Genomic DNA, 24,067 nt, shown 5'->3' with positions numbered 1-24,067 from the left:
AATAAATTTCAGCGTGGCGTGCGCTACCCTCACGCCACGCGAGGACCCTGTTACAGGGTGGCCCCTTTTGGAGTAAACGTCACAGGCTTGTAGCTGAAATTCCACCATTTGAACGGGTGATCGAAAATCGAATACGGGTTGGTCTTCACCGGCTTGAATTCTTTACCCGAAACGCCATCGTCGGGACTGGGATGATCGAAGGTTACAGGGGGTTTGCCACTTTCGTAGATTGTCTGGTTATCTCCCAGGATCTCTTCGGGCGAGTACCTGGCAGTCAGTTCACCTACATAGCCTTTCACTGGGCGTCCGGTGAGTCGCTGAAATTGAGCGGCGAAGGAGTTCTCGCCCTGCGCCCCGGAGTAACAGCTCAGAATGCGAATATTGTCATAGCTCTCCGGGAAGATGCCATTGCGCTTGAGCGTGTTGTACAACCCCTGCGGGGTGTGTTTGCCGCCTTTGTAATAAATATGGGTGCCATCGCCGTGGCCAATGATGTTGAGGCGATGCTCCAGGCCATTTTTATTCATGTCGGTGAAAATGTGCAGGTTGTCTTCGACTTTGACCAGGTTATCCTTGGTGCCCGTGAGGGTGACCAACTTACCGTCCGTCGACAGTGTTTCGGAGACCGGCGCCACAGGTTCCGATTCGGGGAGTAAGGAGGCAAAGTTATTGTCGACGTTAAGGTCGACCGAGGGCTTGCCCAGATGGGCATCAGTCACTGGCTGCCCAACAGGGCGTTGCGAACTGGCCGAGGCCCCTTCTTCCACCACTGTACCGGCCTGGGACACCAGGCGTGTGGCTACAGGCAGCGCGGCATTGAGCACTCCAAAAATTAAATGACCGACGCCGCCGGGTTTGCCTTTGGCCAAATCGTCGGCGCCAATGCCTGCTTCGGTGATACCCGAGGCGATGTACAGCCCATCCAACGCCAAAGCCACTTCGGGCACGGCGATGGCCACCGGGGCAAAGAGCATCGCGATCATGGCTGCCTTGCTGAGGCCCGACAGGATATTGGCTTTGGTGACGTCGGCATCGGAGGTGATCTGCGACTTGGCGTCGTCGAACGACCGATCGTATTGGCGTTGGCCGATCTGTTGAAAGACATCGGCGGTGGCGTCGATATCAGGCCCGGTGTTTGAACGCCCGGTGGCGTTGAAGCGCTGGAGGCTCAAGGTCGTTGCAGGAGGCCAGGTACGGTGGTGCGCATATTTGGGCCACACGGCCATCCCTTTGAGCATTTCACGCACGCCGCTTTTGAACGGGCCGCTGTTCAAGTCCTTGAAGGTGAAGTGTCCTTCCAGTGCCTTGAGTTTTTCCGGGTCTGCGGCCTGGCTCGCCAACCACTGCTTCATTTGCTCTACGCTGTCAAAAGCGTGGATTGGCGAAGAGTTGCCCGGGATGACCAGCAGTGTGCGGTTGATCGGTTTGCCATCGGCACCCTGGCGGGTGTTTTTGTCGGTGATCACCATCAGGTCGGTGGATTTGTATTGCCCTACGCTCAACAGGCCTACGTCTAGTCCAGGATCGGGCCGCGTCGGGCGTGTGAGGTCGTTGAACAGCGTATCGGCCCAGGCCAGGGTGTTGCCAGGCAGCCCCGCTGCGCGCAGGACCAGTTGTTTGTCTTCCTGCGTCAGGCTGCCCTCCTGATGTTGCGAGTGTGCAGCTTTGACGAGTGCCGCCTTGGCCACAATAGGGTATTGACGGTCGTGCTTGTCCCAGAAGTCGTTAAGGAACTCGATGTAGGGGCGCTGGAAGTCGGTGGCCCAGACTTGCTCCTTGAAGTCCTTTGGCGACACTGACAGCTGGGTTGAAGGCGCATAGACCTGCGGGGTGCCGGGCGTGGAGGCGGTATAAATGCCTTGGTAGGTGTGGGTAATGTGGGCCGACTCGCGATTGGGGTTGAATCGGTCGGCGACGTCGAATACGCCTGGTGCAATATGGGGCAGGTCATCGACCAGCCTCACTGCTGGGCCGCCGACATAATGAGGAACCAGCGCCCCTCTTCCTTCGGGCGTGGTCTGGCTGTTTTTTACCAGGGCGTCCGTCAGCGTAATCTGTTCGACCAGCTTGGCTGGGTAGGGCGGCTTGCCGGTAGTGTTGTAGTTGAACGTCGTCAGATACGTTCTGTCCGGGTCGATGTCCAGGTTCCACTTGTCCTTGAACAGTTGCTTGACCGTCTGCGCGGCATCTTGCGTTACCGACTTGAAGGCCAAGGCCAGGTTCTCGGCATTGCTGGCGCTGTCGATATTGATCCCCACATCCACGGGTACAATTGTTTTGTCATGGGCTCCCACCGTCTTGCCGGGATCGTGGTTCACGCTGACGAGTTCGTAACCGTCACCACCGTTATTGGATAAATCCCTGCGCACGCTTTCCACGAGGTATTGCTCGTTGTTTGGGCTCTGGTCTATCGCACGTCGCTGGCGGCTAAGAGTGGCACCTGATGGCGGTTCAGCGGTGTAGGGCCTTTGAGTGGGGAGTGCGTTATTCATCTGCATGAAAGCGTTCCTGAGTGGCGAGGCATGATGATGCCCATCGGTGGGCGGTAGGCCTCTGGGTGGTCCGATGCTCACCTTGGTTCCTGTAAGTAATGCGCCAAATTATGTGGGCAGGAGAAGGTCGCGCTGTGGCGGTTTGCCGCATAAGCCCTGCCGTCCTCGTGTCTTGGTTATACTCGGTGCGATATACCTGCAGCGCTCATCAGGAGAGCTCATGCTCGCCGCCGTAAAACTGACTTCCGCCACCCGCCAGAACCTTTGGCGCCTGACGTTCATTCGCACCCTGGTATTGGCCGCACAGGCCGGTTCCGTCGGGCTTGCCTATTGGTTCGACCTGTTGCCGCTGCCCTGGCTGCAATTGGCCGTGACCCTGGGGTTCTCCACCGTATTGTGTGTGTTCACCGCCATTCGACTGCGCACCACTTGGCCTGTGACCGAGCTGGAATACGCCCTGCAACTGGCCTGCGACCTGTTTATCCACAGCGTGTTGCTGTACTTCTCCGGTGGTTCTACCAACCCCTTCGTCTCCTACTATCTGGTGCCTTTGACCATCGCTGCCGTCACCCTGCCGTGGCGCTATTCGGTGGTGCTGTCGGGCATTGCGCTGACGCTGTACACCCTGCTGTTGGCGCAGTTCTACCCCTTGCAGACATTCCCCATCGCCCGGGAAAACCTGCAGATCTACGGGATGTGGTTGAGCTTCGCCCTGTCTGCGGCAGTCATTACCTTCTTTGCCGCGCGCATGGCCGAAGAATTGCGCCGCCAGGAAGAACTGCGCGCCATTCGCCGTGAAGAGGGCCTGCGTGACCAGCAACTGCTGGCCGTTGCCACCCAGGCCGCTGGCGCCGCCCATGAGTTGGGCACGCCGCTGGCGACCATGAGCGTGCTGCTCAAGGAAATGACCCAGGACCATCACGACCCGGCCCTGCAAGATGATTTGAGCGTACTGCAGGAGCAGGTCAAGCAGTGCAAGTTGACACTCCAGCAACTGGTGCGCGCCGCCGAAGCCAACCGCCGTCTGGCGGTCGAAATGCAAGACGTCACCCAGTGGCTCGATGAGGCGCTCAACCGCTGGCACCTGATGCGCCCCGAAGCCAGTTACCGTTTCAACCTGTTGGGCCAAGGCAGCGTACCGCGCATGGCGCCACCGCCGGACTTGACCCAGGCGCTGCTCAACTTGCTGAACAATGCAGCCGACGCCTGCCCTGAAGGCCTCGGGGTGCAGTTGGACTGGGACGCGGAAAACGTCACCATCAGCATTCGTGACCACGGCGCGGGCGTGCCACTGGCCATTGCCGAGCAAATCGGCAAACCCTTCTTTACCACCAAGGGCAAAGGCTTCGGCCTGGGCCTGTTTTTGAGCAAGGCCAGCGTGACCCGCGCGGGCGGCTCAGTGAAGCTCTATAGTCATGAGGAAGGTGGCACGCTCACCGAGCTGCGCCTGCCCCGTGTCGCACGAGGAGATATCGATGAGTGACGAGATCCAAGTCGAAGGCGAAGAACTGCCGCACCTGTTGCTGGTAGATGACGACGCGACCTTTACCCGCGTGATGGCGCGCGCTATGAGCCGGCGCGGTTTTCGCGTCAGCACCGCAGGTTCTGCCGAAGAGGGACTGACCATCGCCCAGGCCGACCTGCCGGACTACGCCGCCCTCGACCTTAAAATGGACGGCGACTCGGGCCTGGTGCTGCTGCCAAAGCTGCTGGAACTCGACCCGGAAATGCGCGTGGTGATCCTCACCGGTTACTCCAGCATCGCCACCGCCGTCGAGGCGATCAAGCGCGGCGCCTGCAATTACCTGTGCAAACCCGCGGATGCCGACGACGTGCTGGCCGCCTTGCTGTCTGAGCATGCCGACCTCGACACCCTGGTGCCGGAAAATCCGATGTCGGTGGACCGCCTGCAGTGGGAACACATCCAGCGCGTGTTGACCGAACACGAAGGCAACATCTCCGCCACCGCCCGCGCCCTGGGCATGCACCGCCGCACGCTGCAACGCAAGTTGCAGAAGCGCCCGGTACGACGCTGAACGGCGACTGAACAACTCGCTTCAGGCTGCACGGACGCACGAACCGATCACCTATGATCGGTTCAAACGCCTGTGACTTTTTCCTACCGAGCCTGAACGATGAATCAGAATGCTGAATATCGCGCGGTCAACGACGCGGTGCGTGGGCAATTCTTCCGCCGAACCTGGGCGATGATCACACCCTATTGGCGCAGTGAAGAGAAGGGCAGGGCCTGGCTGCTGCTGGCCGCAGTGATTGGCCTGTCGCTGTTCAGCGTGGCGATCTCCGTGTGGATCAACCACTGGTACAAAGACTTCTACAACGCCCTGGAGAAGAAAGACACCGCGGCCTTCTGGCAACTGATCGGCTATTTCGGCGGGATCGCGGCGGTGGCGATACTCGGCGCGGTGTACCGCCTTTACCTGACCCAGATGCTGACAATCCGCTGGCGCGCCTGGCTCACCGAAAAACACTTCAGCCGTTGGCTGGCCCACAAGAATTATTACCAGCTGGAGCAGGGCGGCTACACCGATAACCCGGACCAGCGGATTTCCGAAGACCTTAACAACTTCACCTCCGGTACCTTGAGCCTGGGCCTTGGGTTGCTGCGTAACGTGGTCAGCCTGGTGTCATTCTCGATCATCCTGTGGGGCGTCTCGGGTAGCATCGAAGTGTTCGGCGTCACGATCCCCGGTTACATGTTCTGGTGTGCACTGCTGTACGCCGCTGTGGGCAGTTGGCTGACGCACTTGATCGGCCGGCGCTTGATCGGCCTGAGCAACCAACAGCAACGCTTCGAAGCGGACCTGCGTTTTTCCATGGTGCGGGTGCGTGAGAATGCCGAAAGTATTGCCCTGTACAACGGCGAGCCGAATGAAAGGCAACGCCTGAGTTCGCGCTTCGGCAAAGTCTGGCAGAACTTCTGGGACATCATGAAAGTGTCCAAGCGCCTGACCTTTTTCACCGCTGGCTACAGCCAGATCGCGATCATCTTCCCCTTTATCGTCGCCGCGCCGCGCTACTTCACTGGCAAGATCGAGCTGGGGGAGCTGATGCAAATCAACTCGGCGTTCGGCAACGTGCAAGAGAACTTCAGTTGGTTTATCAACGCCTATTCGGAACTGGCGACATGGCGCGCCACCAGCGACCGTCTGCTGAGTTTCCAGCAGGCCATGAGCGACAACGAGCAACGCACGCCGGCGATCGACGTGCGCCCTGAAGGCGAGCGCCTGGTGATCAAGGACCTGGGCATGGACCTGGCCGACGGCCGCCATTTGCTCACCGACGCCGACATGACCGTGGAGCCTGGTCAGCGCGTCATGCTCAGCGGGCGTTCCGGCAGCGGCAAGAGCACTTTGCTGCGGGCGATGGGGCATCTGTGGCCCGCCGGTCATGGCAGCATTCGCTTGCCGGCGACGCGCTACCTGTTCCTGCCGCAAAAGCCTTACCTGCCGATTGGTACACTCAAGGCCGTGTTGAGTTATCCACAGGACGACAGCGTCTATTCACCAGAACGTTATGCACAGGTGCTGGAAACCTGTCGCCTGCCCCATTTGGTCAGCCGCCTGGATGAAGCCAACCACTGGCAACGCATGCTCTCGCCCGGCGAGCAACAGCGCCTGGCCTTTGCCCGTGCGCTGTTGTTTGCACCGCGATGGCTGTACATGGATGAGGCAACCTCGGCCATGGATGAAGAAGACGAGGCAACCTTGTACCAGGCGTTGATCGATGAGTTACCGGGGCTGAGCATCGTCAGCGTCGGCCACCGCAGCAGCCTCAAGCGTTTCCATGGGCGGCATGTGCGCATCGACGGTGGGCGGTTGCAGGAACAACAACTCACTTGAGTGCCTGCTCGCTCAATGTGGGAGCCGGGCTTGCCCGCGATGGCGGAGTGCCTGAGGCAGGTGTGTCAACGGGCACACCGCTATCGCAGGCAAGCCAGCTCCCACAGGGGCATGGTGTTGTCTGATGGTTCAGGCACCCAACAAAAAGCCCGGCTGATCATCGATCAGCCGGGCTTTTTGTTGCTAGAAGATGACTTACTTCTTCAAGCCGTAATGCTCATCCAACATGCCTGGAGCGTTCGGCGTCTTTGGCGCGTAGTCCCGTGGTGGCTCCTGGTTTTCCCGAGGCGGGGTCAGGCGTTCCCGTGGGGTTTGCGGTGCATCGGAATGCAGCGCGGCCAGCAGGCGCTGGCGGGTGATGTCGTCGAGGGCCAGGCGGTTAGCGCCATCGGCGAGGTGATCCTGTACTTCCTGGTAGCTCTGGGTGAGCTTCTTGACCAGGGTCGCGGTGCTGTTGAAGTGGGTAACAACCTCGTTCTGATAACTGTCAAAACGTTCCTGAATGTCATCCAGCTGACGCTGCGTGCGGTTAGGCGCGGCATTCGGCAGCAGGCGGGCAACCAGGAAACCAATGGCGACACCGGCAACCAGGGCAAGAGTCGGCAACAACCAAACTAAGAGCGAGTGTTCCACGAGTCCTTCCTCTATAAACGGCTTTGCTTTACGTTAACGGCTCAAACCTGCGCTGTATACCGCGATTAAGCTCGCAATGATGCCATGCACAGACTTTTAGCTAGACGAGTCGACCCCTTGAGAGGTCACGGAGTTCATCCTTGCTCATGCGTGAAACCCCCGTTTTGATCGATGGCCCGGTAGGCCAATTGGAAGCCTTGTACCTGGATCACCCCGAACCACGTGGCCTGGCGCTGGTTTGCCACCCTAACCCGGTGCAGGGGGGGACCATGCTCAATAAGGTCGTCTCGACCCTGCAACGCACTGCCCGCGATGCGGGTTTGATTACTTTGCGCTTCAATTACCGTGGCGTGGGTGCCAGTGCCGGTACTCACGATATGGCCACCGGTGAGGTCGACGATGCTGAAGCGGCCGCCGCCTGGCTGCGTGAAAAGCACCCGGACCTGCCAATCACCTTGCTCGGTTTTTCTTTCGGTGGATATGTGGCCGCCAGCCTTGGCGGCCGCCTGGAAGCCAAAGGTGAAAAGCTCGCGCACCTGTTCATGATTGCGGCTGCGGTGATGCGCCTGCGCGATACCGACGCGTTACCGCTGGGCTGCCCGTTGACCCTGATCCAACCGGAAAGCGACGAAGTGGTTGACCCGCAGCTGGTCTACGACTGGTCCGCCGCCCTCAAACGCCCCCATGAGTTGCTGAAAGTGGCAGAATGCGGACACTTTTTTCACGGCAAGCTGACCGATCTCAAGGATCTGGTGCTGCCACGCCTTTCGAATTGATGACAAGCGATCACCCATGACGACCCGTACCCGTATCCTCACCGGCATCACCACCACCGGCACGCCGCACCTGGGCAACTACGCCGGTGCGATTCGCCCGGCGATCCTCGCCAGCGAAGACGCGAATGCCGATTCCTTCTACTTCCTGGCCGACTACCATGCCCTGATCAAATGCGATGACCCGCAGCGCATCCAGCGCTCGCGTATGGAAATCGCCGCGACCTGGCTGGCCGGTGGCCTGGATGTGAACCGGGTGACTTTCTACCGCCAGTCGGACATCCCGGAAATCCCCGAGCTGACCTGGCTGCTGACCTGCGTTGCCGCCAAGGGCCTGCTCAACCGCGCCCATGCCTACAAGGCCTCGGTGGACAAGAACGTGGAAAACGGTGAAGACCCGGATGCGGGCATCAGCATGGGCCTGTACAGCTACCCGGTGCTGATGGCAGCGGACATCCTGATGTTCAACGCGCACAAGGTGCCGGTGGGCCGCGACCAGATCCAGCACGTGGAAATGGCCCGCGACATCGGCCAGCGCTTCAACCACCTGTTCGGCAACGGTAAAGAATTCTTCACCATGCCCGAGGCGCTGATCGAAGAAAGCGTCGCCACCTTGCCGGGCCTGGATGGTCGCAAGATGTCCAAGAGCTACGACAACACCATCCCGTTGTTCACCAGCGCCAAGGACATGAAGGACGCGATCTCGCGGATCGTCACCGACTCGCGCGCGCCAGGCGAAGCCAAGGATCCGGACAATTCGCACCTGTTCACCCTGTACCAGGCGTTCGCGACCAAGGCCCAGGAAGCCCAATTCCGTGGTGAGCTGCTAGAAGGCCTGAGCTGGGGCGAGGCGAAGAACCGTCTGTTCCAACTGCTCGACGGCCAGCTCGGCGAAGCGCGCGAGCGTTACCATCAACTGATGGCGCGCCCATCGGACATGGAAGACCTGCTGCAGGTCGGCGCCAAGAAGGCCCGCGCTGTGGCGGCACCGTTCCTGGCCGAGCTGCGTGAAGCGGTGGGCCTGCGTTCGTTCGTCAACCAGGCGGCGGCGCCGGTCGCCACCAAGAAAAAAGCAGCGAAGGCTGCACGGTTTGTGAGCTTCCGTGAAGACGATGGCAGCTTCCGCTTCCGCCTGTTGGCCGCCGACGGCGAGCAATTGCTGTTGTCGCGCAACTTTACCGATGGCAAAGCAGCCGGCGCGGTGACCAAGCAACTGCAAAGTGGCGATGCGCTGGACGTACGCGCCGAGGCTTTGGGCTTCAGCGTATGGCTGGACGGCGCCGCAGTAGCTGACAGTGCCGAGTACGCCAATGAAGCATCGCGTGACGCGGCCATCGAAGCCTTGCGCGCTGCGTTAGCCCCAATCGAGGATTAACCCGACCAAGGGTTGATTGCCATTATCCAGGGCCGTCGTTACAGTGTCGGCCCGTTTTTGTTGCCTTGCTAACGAAATTATGACGCCCCTAGAACGATATCAAGCTGATCTGAAACGCCCCGAGTTCTTCCACGACGCGGCCCAGGAAAATGCCGTGCGTCATTTGCAGCGCCTGTACGAGGACCTCGTGGCCGCGTCGCAAAGCAAGCCAGGGATGTTCAGCAAGCTGTTTGGCAAGAAAGACCACACGCCTGTCAAGGGCCTGTATTTCTGGGGCGGCGTGGGCCGTGGCAAGACTTACCTGGTAGACACCTTCTTTGAAGCGCTGCCGTTCAAGGAAAAGGTGCGTACGCACTTCCACCGCTTCATGAAGCGCGTGCACGAAGAGATGAAGACCCTGCCGGGCGAGAAAAACCCGCTGACCATCATCGCCAAGCGTTTCTCCCAAGAGGCCCGGGTGATCTGCTTCGATGAATTCTTCGTCTCCGACATCACCGACGCCATGATCCTTGGCACGCTGATGGAAGAACTGTTCAAGAACGGTGTGACCCTGGTGGCCACGTCGAACATCGTGCCCGATGGCCTGTACAAGGATGGCTTGCAACGTGCGCGCTTCCTGCCGGCCATTGCGCTGATCAAGCAGAACACCGATATCGTCAACGTCGACAGCGGCGTCGACTACCGCTTGCGTCACCTGGAGCAAGCCGAGCTGTTCCACTTCCCGCTCAACGAAGCGGCGCACGAAAGCCTGAAGAAAAGCTTCCGTGCGCTGACGCCGGAATGCACCCAGGCGGTGGAAAACGACAAGCTGATGATCGAGAACCGCGAAATCATCGCGCTGCGCACCTGCGATGACGTGGCCTGGTTCGAGTTCCGCCAACTGTGCGATGGGCCACGCAGCCAGAACGATTACATCGAGCTGGGCAAGATCTTCCACGCCGTGATCTTGAGTGGTGTGGAACAGATGGGCGTGACCACCGACGATATCGCCCGACGGTTCATCAACATGGTCGATGAGTTCTACGACCGTAACGTCAAGCTGATCATCTCGGCGGAAGTCGAACTCAAGGATCTCTATACCGGTGGTCGCTTGAACTTCGAATTCCAGCGCACCTTGAGTCGCCTGCTGGAAATGCAGTCCCACGAGTTCCTGTCGCGCGGCCACAAGCCTTAATCAATCTCCGGCTCAATGGAGATCTAATGTGGGAGCCGGGCTTGCCCGCGATGGGGGTGTATCAGTCAACTATAGGCTGGCTGATACACCGTCATCGCAGGCAAGCCAGCTCCCACAATGGTTTGTGTTGGCCTGGAGTCAGGCGGCCTGCTGAAATTGCTGGCGATACTGGTTGGGCGACAACTCCGTGTGCTGCCTGAACAACCGCGCAAAGAAACTCGCATCGTCGTAACCCACCTCGTAGCTGATGGTCTTGATGCTCTTGCGGCTGCCCGAGAGCAGGCCCTTGGCGGTCTCGATGCGCAGGCGTTGCAGGTAATGCAGCGGCTTGTCACCGGTCGCGGTCTGGAAGCGGCGCATGAAGTTGCGGATGCTCATGCCGTGTTCCCGGGCGACGTCTTCAAAGCGGAATTTGTCGGCAAAGTGCTCTTCAAGCCAATGCTGGATCTGCAGGATGATCACGTCCTGATGCAGCTTCTGCCCGCCAAACCCGATCCGCCCCGGTGAATAGTTGCGCTGCACCTCATAGAGAATGTCGCGGGCCACCGCCTGGGCGATGTTGGCGCCGCAGAAGCGTTCGATCAGGTAGATATAAAGGTCGCAGGCCGACGTGGTGCCACCGGCGCAATACAGGTTATCGGCATCCGTGAGGTGCTTGTCCTGATTGAGCTGCACCTTGGGGAAACGCTCGCTGAAGGCATTGAAGAAGCGCCAGTAGGTGGTCGCCTCCTTGCCATCGAGCAGCCCGGCTTCGGCCAGCCAGAACACCCCGGTGGCCTCGCCGCAGAGTACGGCGCCGCGGGCGTGCTGTTCGCGCAGCCACGGCAGCACTTGCGGGTAGCGCGAGCACAGGGCATCGAAGTCGTCCCAGAAAGCTGGCAGCACAATGATGTCGGCGTCTTCGAGGCCGCCGTCCACCGGCATGATCACATCGCTGAAGCTGCGCACGGACTGGCCGTCGGGGCTGACCAGGCGCGTTTCGAACCCTGGGGTCAGGCCCAGGCCTTGCTGTTTGCCATGGCGCAGGCTGGCGAGATGGAAGAAATCCTTGGCTTGCATGAGGGTTGAAGCGAATACCCGATCAATGGCCAAAATGCTGACGCGCCGCAACGGCGTGGAGATTTGGTTAGACATAATTTCATTTATTCTTATAGGGGAAAGTGGTCACCAGACGGCTGGATCGTCTTATTTTTTGTCGCATGTGTCCAGTGTCCCGTGACGCCTTCGGGGCATAGGCTCTATGGGCTCGTCCTTGTCCGACAATCCACGCAGGTGACCCATGATCCCCAGAACCTTGTTCAGCTCGGAGCACGAACTCTTCCGTGAGAGCGTGCGCACCTTTCTCGAAAAGCACGCCGTGCCCTTCCATGGGCAATGGGAAAAGCAGGGCTATATCGAACGTAACCTGTGGAACCAGGCGGGGGAGGCGGGCATGTTGTGTTCCCACCTGCCAGAGGAATATGGCGGGCTGGGCGCGGATTTTCTCTACAGCGCGGTGGTGATCGAAGAAGTCAGCCGCCTGGGTTTGACCGGCATCGGCTTTTCCCTGCACTCGGATATCGTCGCGCCTTACATCCTGCATTACGGCAGTGAAGCACTGAAGCACAAGTACCTGCCCAAGTTGATCTCCGGGGAGATGGTCACGGCCATTGCCATGACCGAGCCGGGCGCTGGTTCCGACCTGCAGGGCGTCAAGACCACAGCGGTTTTGGAGGGTGATGAGTACGTGATCAACGGCTCCAAGACCTTTATCACCAACGGCTACCTGGCCGATCTGGTGATTGTCGTCGCCAAGACCGACCCCAAGGCTGGCGCCAAGGGCACCAGTCTGTTCCTGGTGGAAGCCGACACGCCGGGCTTCGACAAGGGCAAGCGCCTGGAGAAAGTCGGCATGAAGGCGCAGGACACCTCGGAACTGTTCTTCCAGGATGTGCGCGTGCCCAAGGAAAACCTGCTGGGCCAGGCGGGCATGGGCTTTGCCTACCTGATGCAGGAGCTGCCACAAGAACGCCTGACCGTGGCGATTGGCGCGCTGTCTTCAGCCGAAGCGGCGTTGCAATGGACCCTCGAGTACACGCGAGAGCGCAAGGCGTTCGGCAAGGCGATTGCCGATTTCCAGAACACCCGGTTCAAGCTGGCGGAGATGGCCACCGAGATTCAGATTGGCCGCGTGTTTGTCGATCAGTGCATGGCCTTGCATCTGGAAGGCAAGCTGGACGTGCCCACGGCGGCGATGGCCAAGTACTGGGCCACCGACCTGCAGTGCAAGGTGCTCGATGAGTGCGTGCAGTTGCATGGCGGCTACGGCTTCATGTGGGAATACCCGATTGCCCGGGCCTGGGCGGATGCGCGGGTGCAGCGCATTTATGCGGGGACCAATGAGATCATGAAGGAGATCATTGCGCGGGCACTTTGATTGTTAGGTGCTCTTGATTGACCGTTCCCACGCTCCGCGTGGGAACGCCTCATATGACGCTCCGCGTCACGACTCTGAAAGCGGACGCAGAGCGTCCAAGGCGGCATTCCCACGCAGAGCGTGGGAACGATCAGTGCGGATCAATCAAGGTGCTGGATTCGGATGATCCTTCTGAATCGCCTCAATCCCTTCCAGCACCTCTTTCGACAATTTCAGTTCGGCACTGGCGATGTTGCTGTCCAGTTGTTCCAGTGATGTGGCCCCAATGATATTGCTGGTCACAAACGGCTGCTGTGTCACAAACGCCAGCGCCATCTGCGCCGGGTCCAGGCCATGCTTGCGCGCCAACGCCACATATCGGCTGCACGCCGCTTCCGATTGCGGGTTGAAGTAGCGGCTGAAACGGCTGTACTCGGTCAGGCGCGCCTTGGCCGGACGTGCGCCGTCTTCATACTTGCCACTGAGCATGCCGAACGCCAAAGGCGAATAGGCCAGCAAGCCGCACTGCTCACGAATGGCAACCTCTGCCAAGCCCACTTCAAAGCTGCGGTTGAGCAGGTTGTAGGGGTTCTGGATCGACACTGCACGTGGCCAGCCGCGGGCTTCGGCCAGGGCGAGGAACTTCATGGTGCCCCACGGCGTTTCGTTGGACAGGCCAATGTGGCGGATCTTGCCGGCCTTCACCTGTTCATCCAGGGCTTCGAGCGTTTCCTCCAGTGGCGTGAGGTCGTCTTCGTCCTTGTGCTTGTAGCTCAACTGGCCGAAGAAGTTGGTGCTGCGCTCCGGCCAATGCAGTTGGTAGAGGTCGATCCAGTCGGTCTGCAGGCGCTTGAGGCTGGCGTCGAGGGCTGCGCCGATGTGCTTGCGGTTGTGGCGCAGGTGGCCATCGCGGATGTAGTCGATGGTGTTGCCGGGGCCGGCGATTTTGCTGGCAAGGATCCAGTCGGCGCGGTCACCACGGCTTTTGAAGTAGTTGCCGATGTAGCGCTCGGTGGTGGCGTAGGTGTCGGCCTTGGGCGGCACCGGGTACATTTCTGCAGTGTCGAGGAAGTTGATCCCCGCGGCCTTGGCCCGTTCGATCTGCGCGAAGGCCTCTGCCTCGCTGTTCTGCTCGCCCCAGGTCATGGTGCCCAACGCGATCGCGCTGACATTCAGATCGGTGCGGCCCAGCTGTCGATAATCCATCGAGTACTCCTTCGGGGGAAAACAATCATAAAAGCAGGTTGAATTTTTTTTCGCAATCTGCATAATTGCCCACCTCTTTCTGCAGTGGAAGTGATGCGCCGCCTGCCGAAGAATCTTGCCGTTGAACGGACGCGCCGACCCGAGCCCCCGATAGCGTCTGTATCCGGCTGCCTTTGACCTTGTCAAAGTACGCACTATTCAGTAAGATCCGCCGTCTAAATTTACAGGCGGCCCCTGAGGCTATTAAAGAATGACAACTTTTACTGCAAAACCGGAAACAGTTCAGCGCGACTGGTTTGTCGTCGACGCCGCTGGTCAGACCCTGGGTCGTCTGGCCACTGAAGTCGCCAGCCGTCTGCGTGGCAAGCACAAGCCTGAATACACCCCGCACGTTGATACCGGCGACTACATCGTCATCATCAATGCTGAGCAGGTTCGTGTAACCGGCAACAAAGCAAGCGACAAAATGTACTACCGTCACTCCGGTTTCCCAGGCGGTATCAAGTCTTCCAACTTCGAAGGCCTGATTGCCAAGAAGCCTGAAGCCCCGATCGAAATCGCGGTCAAAGGCATGCTGCCTAAGGGCCCACTGGGTCGCGATATGTTTCGCAAGCTGAAAGTCTATGCGGGCGCTGTACACCCTCATGCTGCTCAGCAGCCCCAAGAACTGAAGTTTTAACGGAATAGTTCATTATGTCGGCGACTCAAAATTACGGCACTGGCCGTCGCAAAACCGCAACCGCACGCGTTTTCCTGCGTCCGGGTACTGGTAACATCTCGATCAACAACCGCTCCCTGGACAACTTCTTCGGTCGCGAAACTGCCCGCATGGTAGTTCGTCAGCCGCTGGAATTGACCGAGACCGTTGAAAAGTTCGACATCTACGTCACCGTTATCGGTGGCGGTGTAAGTGGTCAAGCTGGCGCAATCCGCCACGGTATCACTCGCGCTCTGATGCAGTACGACGAAACCCTGCGTGGCGCTCTGCGCAAAGCTGGCTTCGTGACTCGCGATGCTCGTGAAGTTGAACGTAAGAAAGTCGGTCTGCGTAAAGCGCGTAAGCGTCCGCAGTACTCGAAGCGTTAATTCGCTTTACGTTCCACAAAAACGCCCAGCCTCCTCACGGAGCTGGGCGTTTTTTATTGCCTGTGATTTATGCACATTTTTCGCCGTGACAACTTGCCACATCCGTAGACCCCCTATACTACAAGGCCTGGAGACGGAGCCCCGGGCAATTCCCTTGTCATACGTGGGGCTTTTCATTACCATCCGTCAAAATTTTTATAAGTAAAGATTCAACACTTAGTAGACGCCTGATTTAACAGGCCAAAAAGCTGATGGGAGAGGACTGAATGAGCAATGACGGCGTGAATGCAGGCCGGCGTCGCTTCTTGGTAGCAGCCACATCCGTGGTGGGTGCTGCAGGAGCGGTGGGGGCTGCGGTCCCGTTCGTGGGGTCATGGTTTCCCAGTGCCAAGGCGAAAGCCGCAGGTGCACCGGTGAAGGTGAATGTCAGCAAGATCGAGCCAGGCCAGCAGATGATTGCTGAGTGGCGCGGCCAGCCGGTTTTCATTGTTCGTCGTACCGAGGAAATCCTGGGGAATCTGAAGAAGATCGAAGGCCAGCTGTCTGACCCGACATCCGAAAAGTCCGACCAGCCCGCCTACGCCAAGAACGAAGCACGTTCGATCAAGCCAGAGATTCTGCTGCTGGTTGGTCTTTGTACCCATCTGGGTTGCTCACCTACCTTCCGCCCGGAAGTGGCGCCTGTCGATTTGGGCAAAGACTGGGTCGGCGGTTATTTCTGCCCGTGCCACGGTTCCCACTATGACCTTGCGGGCCGCGTCTACAAATCCCAGCCCGCCCCCCTGAACCTGCCGGTTCCTCCTCACAATTACGAATCTGACGACATCATTGTCATTGGCCTCGACAAGGAGAACGCGTGATGAGCAAGTTCATGGATTGGGTGGATGCGCGCTTCCCCGCCACTAAAATGTGGGAAGACCATCTCAGCAAATATTACGCGCCGAAAAACTTCAACTTCTTCTACTTCTTCGGCTCCCTGGCCCTGTTGGTGCTGGTCAACCAGATCGTCACCGGCGTGTGGTTGACGATGAGCTACACGCCGTCGGCGGAAGAGGCGTTTGCCTCTGTCGAATACATCATGCGTGATGTCGAGTACGGCTCGATCCTGCGCCTGCTGCACTCCACCGGCGCGTCGGCGTTCTTTATCGTCGTCTACCTGCACATGTTCCGCGGCCTGCTCTACGGCTCGTACCAGAAGCCCCGTGAGCTGGTGTGGGTCTTCGGCATGTTGATCTATCTGGCGCTGATGGCCGAAGCCTTCATGGGCTACCTGCTACCTTGGGGCCAGATGTCTTACTGGGGCGCCCAGGTGATCATCTCGCTGTTCGGCGCAATCCCGGTGATCGGCAACGACCTGACCCAGTGGATTCGTGGTGACTACCTGATCTCCGGCATCACCCTGAACCGCTTCTTCGCCTTGCACGTGGTGGCCTTGCCGATCGTGATCCTGGGCCTGGTGGTATTGCATATCCTGGCGCTGCACGAAGTGGGTTCCAACAACCCGGATGGCGTGGATATCAAGAAGCACAAGGACGAAAACGGCATCCCGCTGGATGGCATTCCGTTCCACCCGTACTACACCGTGAAAGACATTGTCGGCGTGGTCGTGTTCCTGTTTGTGTTCTGCTCGATCGTGTTCTTTTTCCCGGAGATGGGTGGTTATTTCCTGGAGAAGCCTAACTTCGAACAGGCCAACGCCTTCAAGACACCTGAGCACATTGCCCCGGTCTGGTACTTCACGCCGTTCTACGCGATCTTGCGTGCGATCCCCGACAAACTCATGGGCGTGATCGCCATGGGCGCGGCCATCGCGGTGTTGTTCGTGCTGCCGTGGCTCGACCGTAGCCCGGTCAAGTCAATGCGCTACAAAGGCTGGCTGAGCAAGATCTGGCTGTGGGTGTTCTGCATTTCGTTCGTGATCCTGGGTGTGTTGGGTGTATTGGCGCCCACCCCTGAACGGACGTTGCTGTCGCAGGTCTGCACCTTCCTGTACTTCGCCTACTTTATTCTGATGCCGTTCTATACCCGGCTCGAGAAGACCAAACCGGTTCCGGAAAGGGTGACTGGCTGATGAAAAAATTACTCGTTGCATTCGTGCTTGCGGCGCTGCCGCTACTGTCCTTCGCTGCCGAACATGGTGCGCAGCTGGAAAAAGTCGATATCGATGTGTCTGACAAAGCCGCCATGCAGGATGGGCTGCGTACATTCACCAACTACTGCATGGGGTGCCACAGCGCCAAGTTCCAACGGTACGAGCGCGTTGCCGATGACCTGGGAATTCCCCATGAGGTGATGCTCAGCCATGCGGTGTTCACAGGCGCCAAGATCGGCGACCACATGAACATCGGCATGCAGCCGGCCGACGCCAAGACCTGGTTCGGCGCCGCGCCGCCCGACCTCACCCTGGTGGCTCGTGTACGCGGTACCGACTGGCTCTACGGTTACCTCAAATCCTTCTACGAAGACCCTGCACGCCCCTATGGAGTGAACAACAAAGTCTTCCCGAACGTCGGCATGCCGAACGTTCTGGTCGGCCTGCAGGGGCGCCAGGTGGTAGGATGCAAACAGGTTCAGGTCGTTGAAGACGGCAAGAAGCAATATGATCCGTTGACCGGCACGCCGCTCACCCATGAAGCGTGCGATCAACTGACCATCGTGCCCAAGACCGGTACGCTGAACGAAGAGCAGTTCGACGAGAAGGTCAAGAACCTGGTGACCTTCCTGGCCTACTCGGCCAACCCGGTCAAACTGCAGCATCAGCGCATCGGTACCTACGTCTTGCTGTACCTGGCTTTCTTCTTTGTATTCGCTTATTTGCTCAAGCGTGAATACTGGAAGGATGTGCATTGATCCAACCGTAAGCAATTGCTGTTAATCTTGCGCGCCCAGCGGCATCTCTGAACACGTAGCGTCGGTTTGAACCGGACGTTACAGGGATGCTTTCTGGGCGCGCTCGTTTTTGAGCTTTCGATAATTTCAACAAGCGAGGAGGACCGCCATGGGCGTGACCAACCGGTTGGCCTGTTACTCCGACCCCGCCGACCACTATTCCCACCGAGTACGCATCGTGCTCGCAGAGAAGGGTGTCAGCGCCGAGATCATCAGTGTGGAGGCGGGCCGTCAGCCGCCGAAGCTGATCGAAGTGAACCCTTACGGCAGCTTGCCCACCCTGGTCGATCGTGACCTGGCGTTGTGGGAGTCGACCGTGGTGATGGAATACTTGGATGAGCGTTACCCTCATCCGCCTTTGCTGCCGGTGTACCCGGTGGCGCGTGCCAACAGCCGCCTGCTGATCCATCGGATCCAGCGTGACTGGTGCGGGTTGGTGGATGTGATCCTGGATTCGCGTTCCAAAGAAGCCGCTCGTGTGCAGGCGCGCAAGGAATTGCGCGAGAGCCTCACCGGCGTTTCGCCGTTGTTCGCCGATAAACCTTTTTTCCTCAGTGAGGAACAAAGCTTGGTGGATTGCTGCCTATTACCCATACTCTGGCGCTTGCCGATTCTGGGCATTGAACTGCCACGGCCGGCCAAGCCGTTGCTTGATTACATGGAGCGCCAGTTTGCGCGTGAGGCTTTCCAGGCAAGTCTGTCTGGTGCCGAACGTGATATGCGCTAAGGCTTAAGGAGCCGTTGATGAACTCCAGTCGACCTTACCTGGTCCGCGCGCTCTATGAGTGGATTGTGGACAACGATTGCACCCCGCACATGCTGGTCAATTCCGAATTTCCTGCGGTTCAGGTACCCCAGGGTTTTGCCAGTGACGGACAGATTGTGCTGAACGTATCGCCCAGTGCCGTGCGCCACCTGCACATGGACAACGAAGCGGTGAGCTTCGAAGGGCGTTTCGGCGGTGTGCCCCATACGCTGTTCGTGCCCATCGGTGCCATCCTCGGGATCTACGCCCGGGAAAATGGCCAGGGCATGGTGTTCGATCTGGAGTCGCCTTTGGAGGATGACGAAACGATCGAAGGCGAAGACGGTGATGATGTACCGCCACCGGATACCGAGCCGCCGCGCCCTAGCGGTCGGCCAAGCCTGAAAGTGGTGAAGTAGGCGGATTTCGCTTACACACCCGTCTGAAAAATGCCCCGACGTCGGTCGGGGCATTTTTTTTGCGTGAAGGATATGGATGAAAGTCGCGCCAGAACGGTGATCGTACAACCACCATGGGCTATGATGCGGTCTTTAGTTCGTCGAGAAAGATGGTTCATCATGGAAAACGCCAGCGCCGCCCCACGTCTTCCCCGCAAGCGCCGCAGCCTTGCCCAGGAATTGGTCACGGTGTTGTCCGAGCAGATCCGCGATGGCCAGCTCAAACGCGGCGACAAGCTGCCGACCGAGTCGGCGATCATGGACGCCCATGGCGTCAGCCGGACGGTGGTGCGTGAAGCCATCTCGCGCCTGCAGGCGGCGGGGCAGGTCGAGACTCGCCACGGTATCGGCACCTTCGTGCTGGACACGCCAAGCCCCAGCGGTTTTCGCATAGACCCGGCCACTGTGGTGACCTTGCGCGATGTGCTGGCGATTCTGGAGCTGCGTATCAGCCTGGAAGTGGAGTCTGCGGGCCTCGCGGCGCTGCGTCGCAGTGAGGAGCAACTGGCGGCCATGCGTGCGGCCCTTGATGCCTTGAATGAAAGTGCGGCCCACGCCGGCGATGCGGTGGCGTCGGACTTTGCCTTCCACCTGGAAATTGCACTGTCTACCGGCAACCGCTACTTCACCGACATCATGACCCACCTGGGCACCAGCATCATTCCGCGTACCCGCCTGAATTCGGCGCGCCTGGCCCATGATGATCAACAGCACTACATGAGCCGCTTGAGCCGCGAACACGAAGAGATCTACGAGGCGATAGCCCGCCAGGATTCGGATGCGGCGCGTGCGGCGATGCGCTTGCATTTGACCAACAGTCGCGAACGACTGCGCCATGCCCATGAAGAGGCAGAGGCGCAGCGGGTCTGATCGTTCCCACGCTCTGCGTGGTAACGCCTCTATGGACGCTCCGCGTCCCGATGCGCGTGAATTTCTCAAGCCCTCGCAGGGTGACGCGGAGCGTCATAGGCTGTATTCCCACGCAGAGCGTGGGAACGATCATGCCAGCCGTTAGTTGACGGGTTGGTTTGGCTTGTAGTCTTTAAGCAGCAAGTACGTACTCCACCCCCACCAATCATTGGTCCAGTGCTTGTCGTTCAAATCGTTGACGTCCTTGCGCCGCAGCACCTTGTCCCCCTCCATCTTGAACAGCGGCGAGAAGTTATTCGCCGGGTTTTGCGCGGCGTTCAGGTCGGGCACATACAGCGGTGCCTTGAACTCAGCCGGGGAGGGCGCGATACCGCTGATGAAGGTTTCGAAGATTTCATCTGCCGAGGCCTGTACCGCCCGTTTGACCTGCACGCGATTGTCGGCGTCGATGCTGTCGAAGTAGCGCTTGTCGCCGTAGGCATGCCACTGAGCGCCCATGGCATTGCGCACCTTGAGCCCGAATTTGCTGTCTTCATCGTGCATGAAGCGGCTGATCAGCGAGCCGAGTTCTCCAGGCGTCACGACCGCTGCCAGTTGTTTGCGCGGTACCCGCAGGTGGCCGGCGGAAAACAGGTCGGTCAAAAAATGATCGGCAAAGCTGTTCATGGCGTAGGCCAATTCCAGGGCCTGGTCGGTGCCGGTCTGATGGGCCACTACTGCCTGTTGCAAGGCTGCCGTATGGCCGGCCAAGTAGGCGGACAGGGCCCATTCACCGAAGTGGTCGGCGTTGTCCGCTGCCAGCTTCAGGTAGCGCCCCAGTGGGACGAGGGCCGAAACAGCGCTGCCGCCGCCGGTTATGCGATTCCACTCCTCCGACAACGTATCTCCCAAGGCGTCATAGGCTTCATGAGGCTGTTTGCCGTCCTTGATCGCCTGGTTGACGGCGTTGATCTCCTTTTGCATCACCGCCAGGATCTTCTGCGCTTCTTCCCGTGAAGCAGGCAACAGGGCAAGAGAATTGAAGGCCGCGGTGAAGCGTTGCACGCGCTCGGCCGGAGAATTGCCATCGCTGATCGGTTGGCCGGGGATGCCATAGAAGTCGCCGCCCAGGGCGATCACTTGGCCATAGGTCAGCGCAAGCCCGTTGGGCAGGTGCAGTTCGACTTGGCGCGCAGGAATGGCGGGGGCGTCCTTGACGAAGCGAAGCAGGGTGTCATCGCCGATGGCGGTGTGTTCACCGCCTTCGAAGCGCAGGGTAGGTGGTGTTTTTTCGGGTGCTGCGAGTTCAAGACCTGACATGTTAGCTCCTTGCTATGTCGTAGGAATCTTCCGTGATAACTGTATATGCATACAGTTATCTGAATCATAGGTGAGAAATTTCCTACGTCAAGAACTACGTCTTAAGCCGTCAAAGGATTACGCCGGATGAATTGCAGTTGACGAATTTATTTATAGTTGTACGATGACGTACGACATCATCAAAACCAACAACAACCTTTCGTTAGAAAGTCTTCGCCCAGGGTGTTCGAATAATGAATCCACAAGAACTGAAGTCCATCCTCTCCCACGGTCTGCTGTCTTTCCCGGTGACCGATTTCAACGCCCAGGGTGATTTCCACCAGGCGGGTTACATCAAGCGCCTGGAATGGCTGGCCCCTTATGGCGCCAGCGCCTTGTTCGCCGCAGGTGGCACAGGTGAGTTTTTCTCCCTGGCGGCCAGCGAATATTCCCAAGTAGTGAAAACCGCCGTGGATACCTGTGCGTCCAGCGTGCCGATCCTGGCCGGTGTAGGCGGTGCCACCCGCCAGGCCATCGAGTATGCCCAAGAGGCCGAACGCCTCGGCGCCAAAGGTTTGTTGCTGCTGCCGCACTACCTCACCGAAGCCAGCCAGGACGGGGTTGCCGCCCACGTTGAAGCCGTGTGCAAGTCGGTCAAGATCGGCGTGGTGGTGTACAACCGCAACGTCTGCCGCCTGACCGCACCGCTGTTGGAGCGCCTGGCCGAGCGTTGCCCGAACCTGATCGGCTACAAGGATGGCCTGGGTGATATCGAGCTGATGGTGTCGATCCGCCGTCGCCTGGGCGACCGTTTCAGCTACCTCGGTGGCTTGCCGACCGCAGAGGTTTACGCCGCGGCCTACAAGGCCCTGGGCGTGCCGGTGTACTCCTCGGCGGTGTTCAATTTCATCCCCAAGACTGCGATGGATTTCTACCACGCCATTGCCCGCGAAGATCACGCCACCGTTGGCAAGATCATTGACGACTTCTTCCTGCCATACCTGGATATCCGTAACCGCAAGGCCGGTTACGCGGTGAGCATCGTCAAGGCCGGTGCGAAAATCGTCGGTTATGACGCAGGCCCGGTGCGCACGCCACTGACCGACCTGCTGCCGGAAGAGTACGAAGCCCTCGCCGCGCTGATCGACAAGCAAGGCGCGCAATAAATTATCCACAAGGCCGCTGAGCAATCAGCGGCCTTTTGCGTCAGGAGAAGATTCGTGTCCCAGGCAAAGCGTTTTGAGAACTACATCAATGGCGAATGGGTAACCGGCGCCGACTACTGCACCAACATCAACCCGTCGGATGTGTCCGACGCCATTGGCGAATACGCCAAAGCCGACGTGGCCCAAGTCAACGCGGCCATCGACGCTGCCCGCGCCGCGTTCCCGGCGTGGTCCACCTCCGGTATCCAGGCGCGTCACGATGCGCTGGATAAAGTCGGCAGCGAGATCCTCGCCCGTCGTGAAGAACTCGGCACCCTGCTGGCCCGGGAAGAGGGCAAGACCCTGCCCGAAGCCATTGGCGAGGTGACCCGCGCCGGCAATATCTTCAAATTCTTCGCCGGTGAATGCTTGCGCCTGTCGGGCGATTACGTGCCGTCGGTGCGCCCGGGCGTCAACGTTGAAGTGACCCGCGAAGCCCTCGGTGTGGTGGGTCTGATCACCCCGTGGAATTTCCCGATCGCCATCCCCGCGTGGAAAATCGCCCCGGCCCTGGCCTACGGCAACTGCGTGGTGATCAAGCCTGCCGAGCTGGTGCCGGGCTGCGCCTGGGCCTTGGCCGAAATCATCTCCCGCGCCGGTTTCCCCGCCGGTGTGTTCAACCTGGTGATGGGCAGTGGCCGTGTGGTCGGCGACGTGTTGGTCAACAGCCCGAAAGTCGATGGCATCAGTTTCACCGGGTCGGTGGGCGTTGGGCGTCAGATCGCGGTCAGTTGTGTATCGCGCCAGGCCAAGGTGCAGTTGGAGATGGGTGGCAAGAACCCGCAAATCATTCTCGACGATGCCGACCTCAAGCAGGCTGTCGAGCTGTCGGTACAGAGTGCGTTCTACTCTACCGGCCAGCGTTGCACGGCCTCGAGCCGCTTGATTGTCACCGCGGGGATCCACGACCAGTTTGTCGCCGCCATGGCCGAGCGCATGAAGTCGATCAAGGTGGGCCACGCTTTGAATAGCGGCACCGACATTGGCCCGGTGGTATCCCAGGCCCAGTTGGATCAGGACCTGAAATACATCGACATCGGCCAGAGCGAAGGTGCCCGGCTGGTGAGTGGTGGCGGCCTGGTCACCTGTGACACCGAAGGCTATTACCTGGCGCCCACACTGTTTGCCGACAGTGAAGCGGCGATGCGCATCAGCCGTGAAGAGATCTTCGGCCCGGTGGCCAACGTGGTGCGCGTGGCGGACTACGAGGCGGCGCTGGCCATGGCCAATGACACCGAGTTCGGCTTGTCGGCCGGTATTGCCACCACCTCGCTCAAATATGCCAACCACTTCAAGCGCCACTCCCAGGCTGGGATGGTGATGGTCAACCTGCCGACGGCGGGGGTGGATTACCACGTTCCATTTGGTGGCCGTAAGGGTTCATCCTACGGTTCGCGTGAGCAGGGTCGCTATGCGCAAGAGTTCTACACCGTGGTGAAAACCAGCTACATCGGTTCGTAACACGCAGCACCCTCTCTGTAGGAGCGAGCTTGCTCGCGAAAAACTCAAATTCACCGCGTGCATCCTGAATGCCCGCGTAATCGTTGAAGTTCTTCGCGAGCAAGCTCGCTCCTACAGGGAGGCGCAACCAGGCAATACAAAATCATTACCCGCAAAAAAAATAATTA

The 24,067-nt window shown here is 59.2% G+C and carries 22 protein-coding genes; 17 read left to right on the top strand and 5 right to left on the bottom strand.

Features of this window, described 5'->3' with window-relative positions; translation table 11 throughout:
- Positions 1 to 50: 50 nt before the first annotated feature.
- Positions 51 to 2,378: a DUF6543 domain-containing protein gene (locus HU730_RS08410; protein ID WP_186527580.1), complete on the bottom strand. Its 2,328-nt coding sequence runs from the start codon at positions 2,376 to 2,378 to the stop codon at positions 51 to 53.
- Between the two features lie 334 nt (positions 2,379 to 2,712).
- On the opposite strand from HU730_RS08410, the gene HU730_RS08405 reads away from it, so the two are divergent.
- From HU730_RS08405 to HU730_RS08395, 3 genes are all read left to right on the top strand, one after another.
- The gene (locus HU730_RS08405) at positions 2,713 to 3,975 is read left to right on the top strand and encodes an ATP-binding protein (protein WP_003188495.1); all 1,263 of its coding nucleotides are present in this window, start codon (positions 2,713 to 2,715) and stop codon (positions 3,973 to 3,975) included.
- A complete protein-coding gene (locus HU730_RS08400; RefSeq protein ID WP_003171731.1) occupies positions 3,968 to 4,528 on the top strand; it encodes a response regulator transcription factor in 561 nt (186 codons plus the stop codon). The genes HU730_RS08405 and HU730_RS08400 overlap by 8 nt, the downstream gene beginning before the upstream one ends.
- 99 nt (positions 4,529 to 4,627) lie before the next feature.
- Positions 4,628 to 6,352 carry an ABC transporter ATP-binding protein/permease gene (locus HU730_RS08395; RefSeq protein WP_034126286.1) on the top strand — a complete coding sequence of 575 codons (1,725 nt, stop codon included), beginning with the start codon at positions 4,628 to 4,630 and terminating at the stop codon, positions 6,350 to 6,352.
- A 195-nt stretch (positions 6,353 to 6,547) separates the two neighbouring features.
- Here HU730_RS08395 and HU730_RS08390 read toward each other — a convergent pair whose 3' ends face one another.
- The gene (locus HU730_RS08390; protein ID WP_003171734.1) at positions 6,548 to 6,985 is read right to left on the bottom strand and encodes a DUF1043 family protein; all 438 of its coding nucleotides are present in this window, start codon (positions 6,983 to 6,985) and stop codon (positions 6,548 to 6,550) included.
- 146 nt (positions 6,986 to 7,131) lie between these two features.
- Here HU730_RS08390 and HU730_RS08385 point away from each other — a divergent pair, with 146 nt between their 5' ends.
- The 3 genes from HU730_RS08385 (at position 7,132) to zapE (ending at position 10,307) form a co-directional block, all read left to right on the top strand.
- On the top strand, positions 7,132 to 7,761 hold the full coding sequence (locus tag HU730_RS08385) for an alpha/beta fold hydrolase (protein WP_034126287.1): 630 nt from the start codon (positions 7,132 to 7,134) through the stop codon (positions 7,759 to 7,761).
- A 16-nt stretch (positions 7,762 to 7,777) separates the two neighbouring features.
- Positions 7,778 to 9,133 carry a tryptophan--tRNA ligase gene (locus HU730_RS08380; protein ID WP_057976847.1) on the top strand — a complete coding sequence of 452 codons (1,356 nt, stop codon included), beginning with the start codon at positions 7,778 to 7,780 and terminating at the stop codon, positions 9,131 to 9,133.
- Between the two features lie 79 nt (positions 9,134 to 9,212).
- Entirely contained in the window at positions 9,213 to 10,307 is a 1,095-nt protein-coding gene (gene zapE / locus HU730_RS08375; protein ID WP_003188500.1) for a cell division protein ZapE, read from the top strand.
- 138 nt (positions 10,308 to 10,445) lie between these two features.
- Here the strand turns inward: zapE and HU730_RS08370 are convergent, their stop codons facing one another.
- Complete coding sequence (locus tag HU730_RS08370; protein WP_169918830.1) at positions 10,446 to 11,366, bottom strand: GlxA family transcriptional regulator; 921 nt, start codon at positions 11,364 to 11,366, stop codon at positions 10,446 to 10,448.
- A gap of 220 nt (positions 11,367 to 11,586) precedes the next feature.
- On the opposite strand from HU730_RS08370, the gene HU730_RS08365 reads away from it, so the two are divergent.
- On the top strand, positions 11,587 to 12,723 hold the full coding sequence (locus tag HU730_RS08365; RefSeq protein ID WP_057976851.1) for an acyl-CoA dehydrogenase family protein: 1,137 nt from the start codon (positions 11,587 to 11,589) through the stop codon (positions 12,721 to 12,723).
- A 144-nt stretch (positions 12,724 to 12,867) separates the two neighbouring features.
- Here HU730_RS08365 and HU730_RS08360 read toward each other — a convergent pair whose 3' ends face one another.
- Positions 12,868 to 13,908 carry an NADP(H)-dependent aldo-keto reductase gene (locus HU730_RS08360; protein WP_072447065.1) on the bottom strand — a complete coding sequence of 347 codons (1,041 nt, stop codon included), beginning with the start codon at positions 13,906 to 13,908 and terminating at the stop codon, positions 12,868 to 12,870.
- A 250-nt stretch (positions 13,909 to 14,158) separates the two neighbouring features.
- Here HU730_RS08360 and rplM point away from each other — a divergent pair, with 250 nt between their 5' ends.
- From rplM to HU730_RS08320, 8 genes are all read left to right on the top strand, one after another.
- Complete coding sequence (gene rplM / locus HU730_RS08355) at positions 14,159 to 14,587, top strand: 50S ribosomal protein L13 (protein WP_003188508.1); 429 nt, start codon at positions 14,159 to 14,161, stop codon at positions 14,585 to 14,587.
- A gap of 14 nt (positions 14,588 to 14,601) precedes the next feature.
- Positions 14,602 to 14,994 (top strand): 30S ribosomal protein S9, encoded by a 393-nt coding sequence (gene rpsI / locus HU730_RS08350; protein ID WP_002555064.1) that lies wholly within the window; start codon positions 14,602 to 14,604, stop codon positions 14,992 to 14,994.
- Between the two features lie 266 nt (positions 14,995 to 15,260).
- On the top strand, positions 15,261 to 15,854 hold the full coding sequence (gene petA / locus HU730_RS08345; RefSeq protein ID WP_003188524.1) for a ubiquinol-cytochrome c reductase iron-sulfur subunit: 594 nt from the start codon (positions 15,261 to 15,263) through the stop codon (positions 15,852 to 15,854).
- On the top strand, positions 15,854 to 17,065 hold the full coding sequence (locus HU730_RS08340; RefSeq protein WP_003188526.1) for a cytochrome bc complex cytochrome b subunit: 1,212 nt from the start codon (positions 15,854 to 15,856) through the stop codon (positions 17,063 to 17,065). Before petA ends, HU730_RS08340 begins: the two co-directional genes overlap by 1 nt.
- Complete coding sequence (locus tag HU730_RS08335) at positions 17,065 to 17,844, top strand: cytochrome c1 (RefSeq protein ID WP_014716911.1); 780 nt, start codon at positions 17,065 to 17,067, stop codon at positions 17,842 to 17,844. Before HU730_RS08340 ends, HU730_RS08335 begins: the two co-directional genes overlap by 1 nt.
- A gap of 148 nt (positions 17,845 to 17,992) precedes the next feature.
- Positions 17,993 to 18,610 (top strand): glutathione S-transferase N-terminal domain-containing protein, encoded by a 618-nt coding sequence (locus HU730_RS08330; RefSeq protein WP_003188529.1) that lies wholly within the window; start codon positions 17,993 to 17,995, stop codon positions 18,608 to 18,610.
- A gap of 17 nt (positions 18,611 to 18,627) precedes the next feature.
- Positions 18,628 to 19,047 (top strand): ClpXP protease specificity-enhancing factor, encoded by a 420-nt coding sequence (locus HU730_RS08325; RefSeq protein WP_014716912.1) that lies wholly within the window; start codon positions 18,628 to 18,630, stop codon positions 19,045 to 19,047.
- Between the two features lie 159 nt (positions 19,048 to 19,206).
- On the top strand, positions 19,207 to 19,956 hold the full coding sequence (locus tag HU730_RS08320; protein WP_186527579.1) for a FadR/GntR family transcriptional regulator: 750 nt from the start codon (positions 19,207 to 19,209) through the stop codon (positions 19,954 to 19,956).
- A 141-nt stretch (positions 19,957 to 20,097) separates the two neighbouring features.
- On the opposite strand, the gene HU730_RS08315 is transcribed toward HU730_RS08320, so the two are convergent.
- Entirely contained in the window at positions 20,098 to 21,255 is a 1,158-nt protein-coding gene (locus tag HU730_RS08315) for a phospholipase (protein WP_186527578.1), read from the bottom strand.
- A gap of 233 nt (positions 21,256 to 21,488) precedes the next feature.
- Between HU730_RS08315 and kdgD the strand changes: the two genes are divergently transcribed.
- Positions 21,489 to 22,400: a 5-dehydro-4-deoxyglucarate dehydratase gene (kdgD, locus tag HU730_RS08310; protein ID WP_003188537.1), complete on the top strand. Its 912-nt coding sequence runs from the start codon at positions 21,489 to 21,491 to the stop codon at positions 22,398 to 22,400.
- Between the two features lie 54 nt (positions 22,401 to 22,454).
- A complete protein-coding gene (locus HU730_RS08305; RefSeq protein ID WP_047712588.1) occupies positions 22,455 to 23,900 on the top strand; it encodes an aldehyde dehydrogenase family protein in 1,446 nt (481 codons plus the stop codon).
- Positions 23,901 to 24,067: the final 167 nt, after the last annotated feature.

It is taken from the genome of Pseudomonas sp. SWRI22 (assembly GCF_014268395.2).
Lineage (GTDB): Bacteria > Pseudomonadota > Gammaproteobacteria > Pseudomonadales > Pseudomonadaceae > Aquipseudomonas > Aquipseudomonas paracarnis.
The sequence above is the reverse complement of the archived record's forward strand: the minus strand, read 5'-3'. Positions and strand labels throughout refer to the sequence as shown.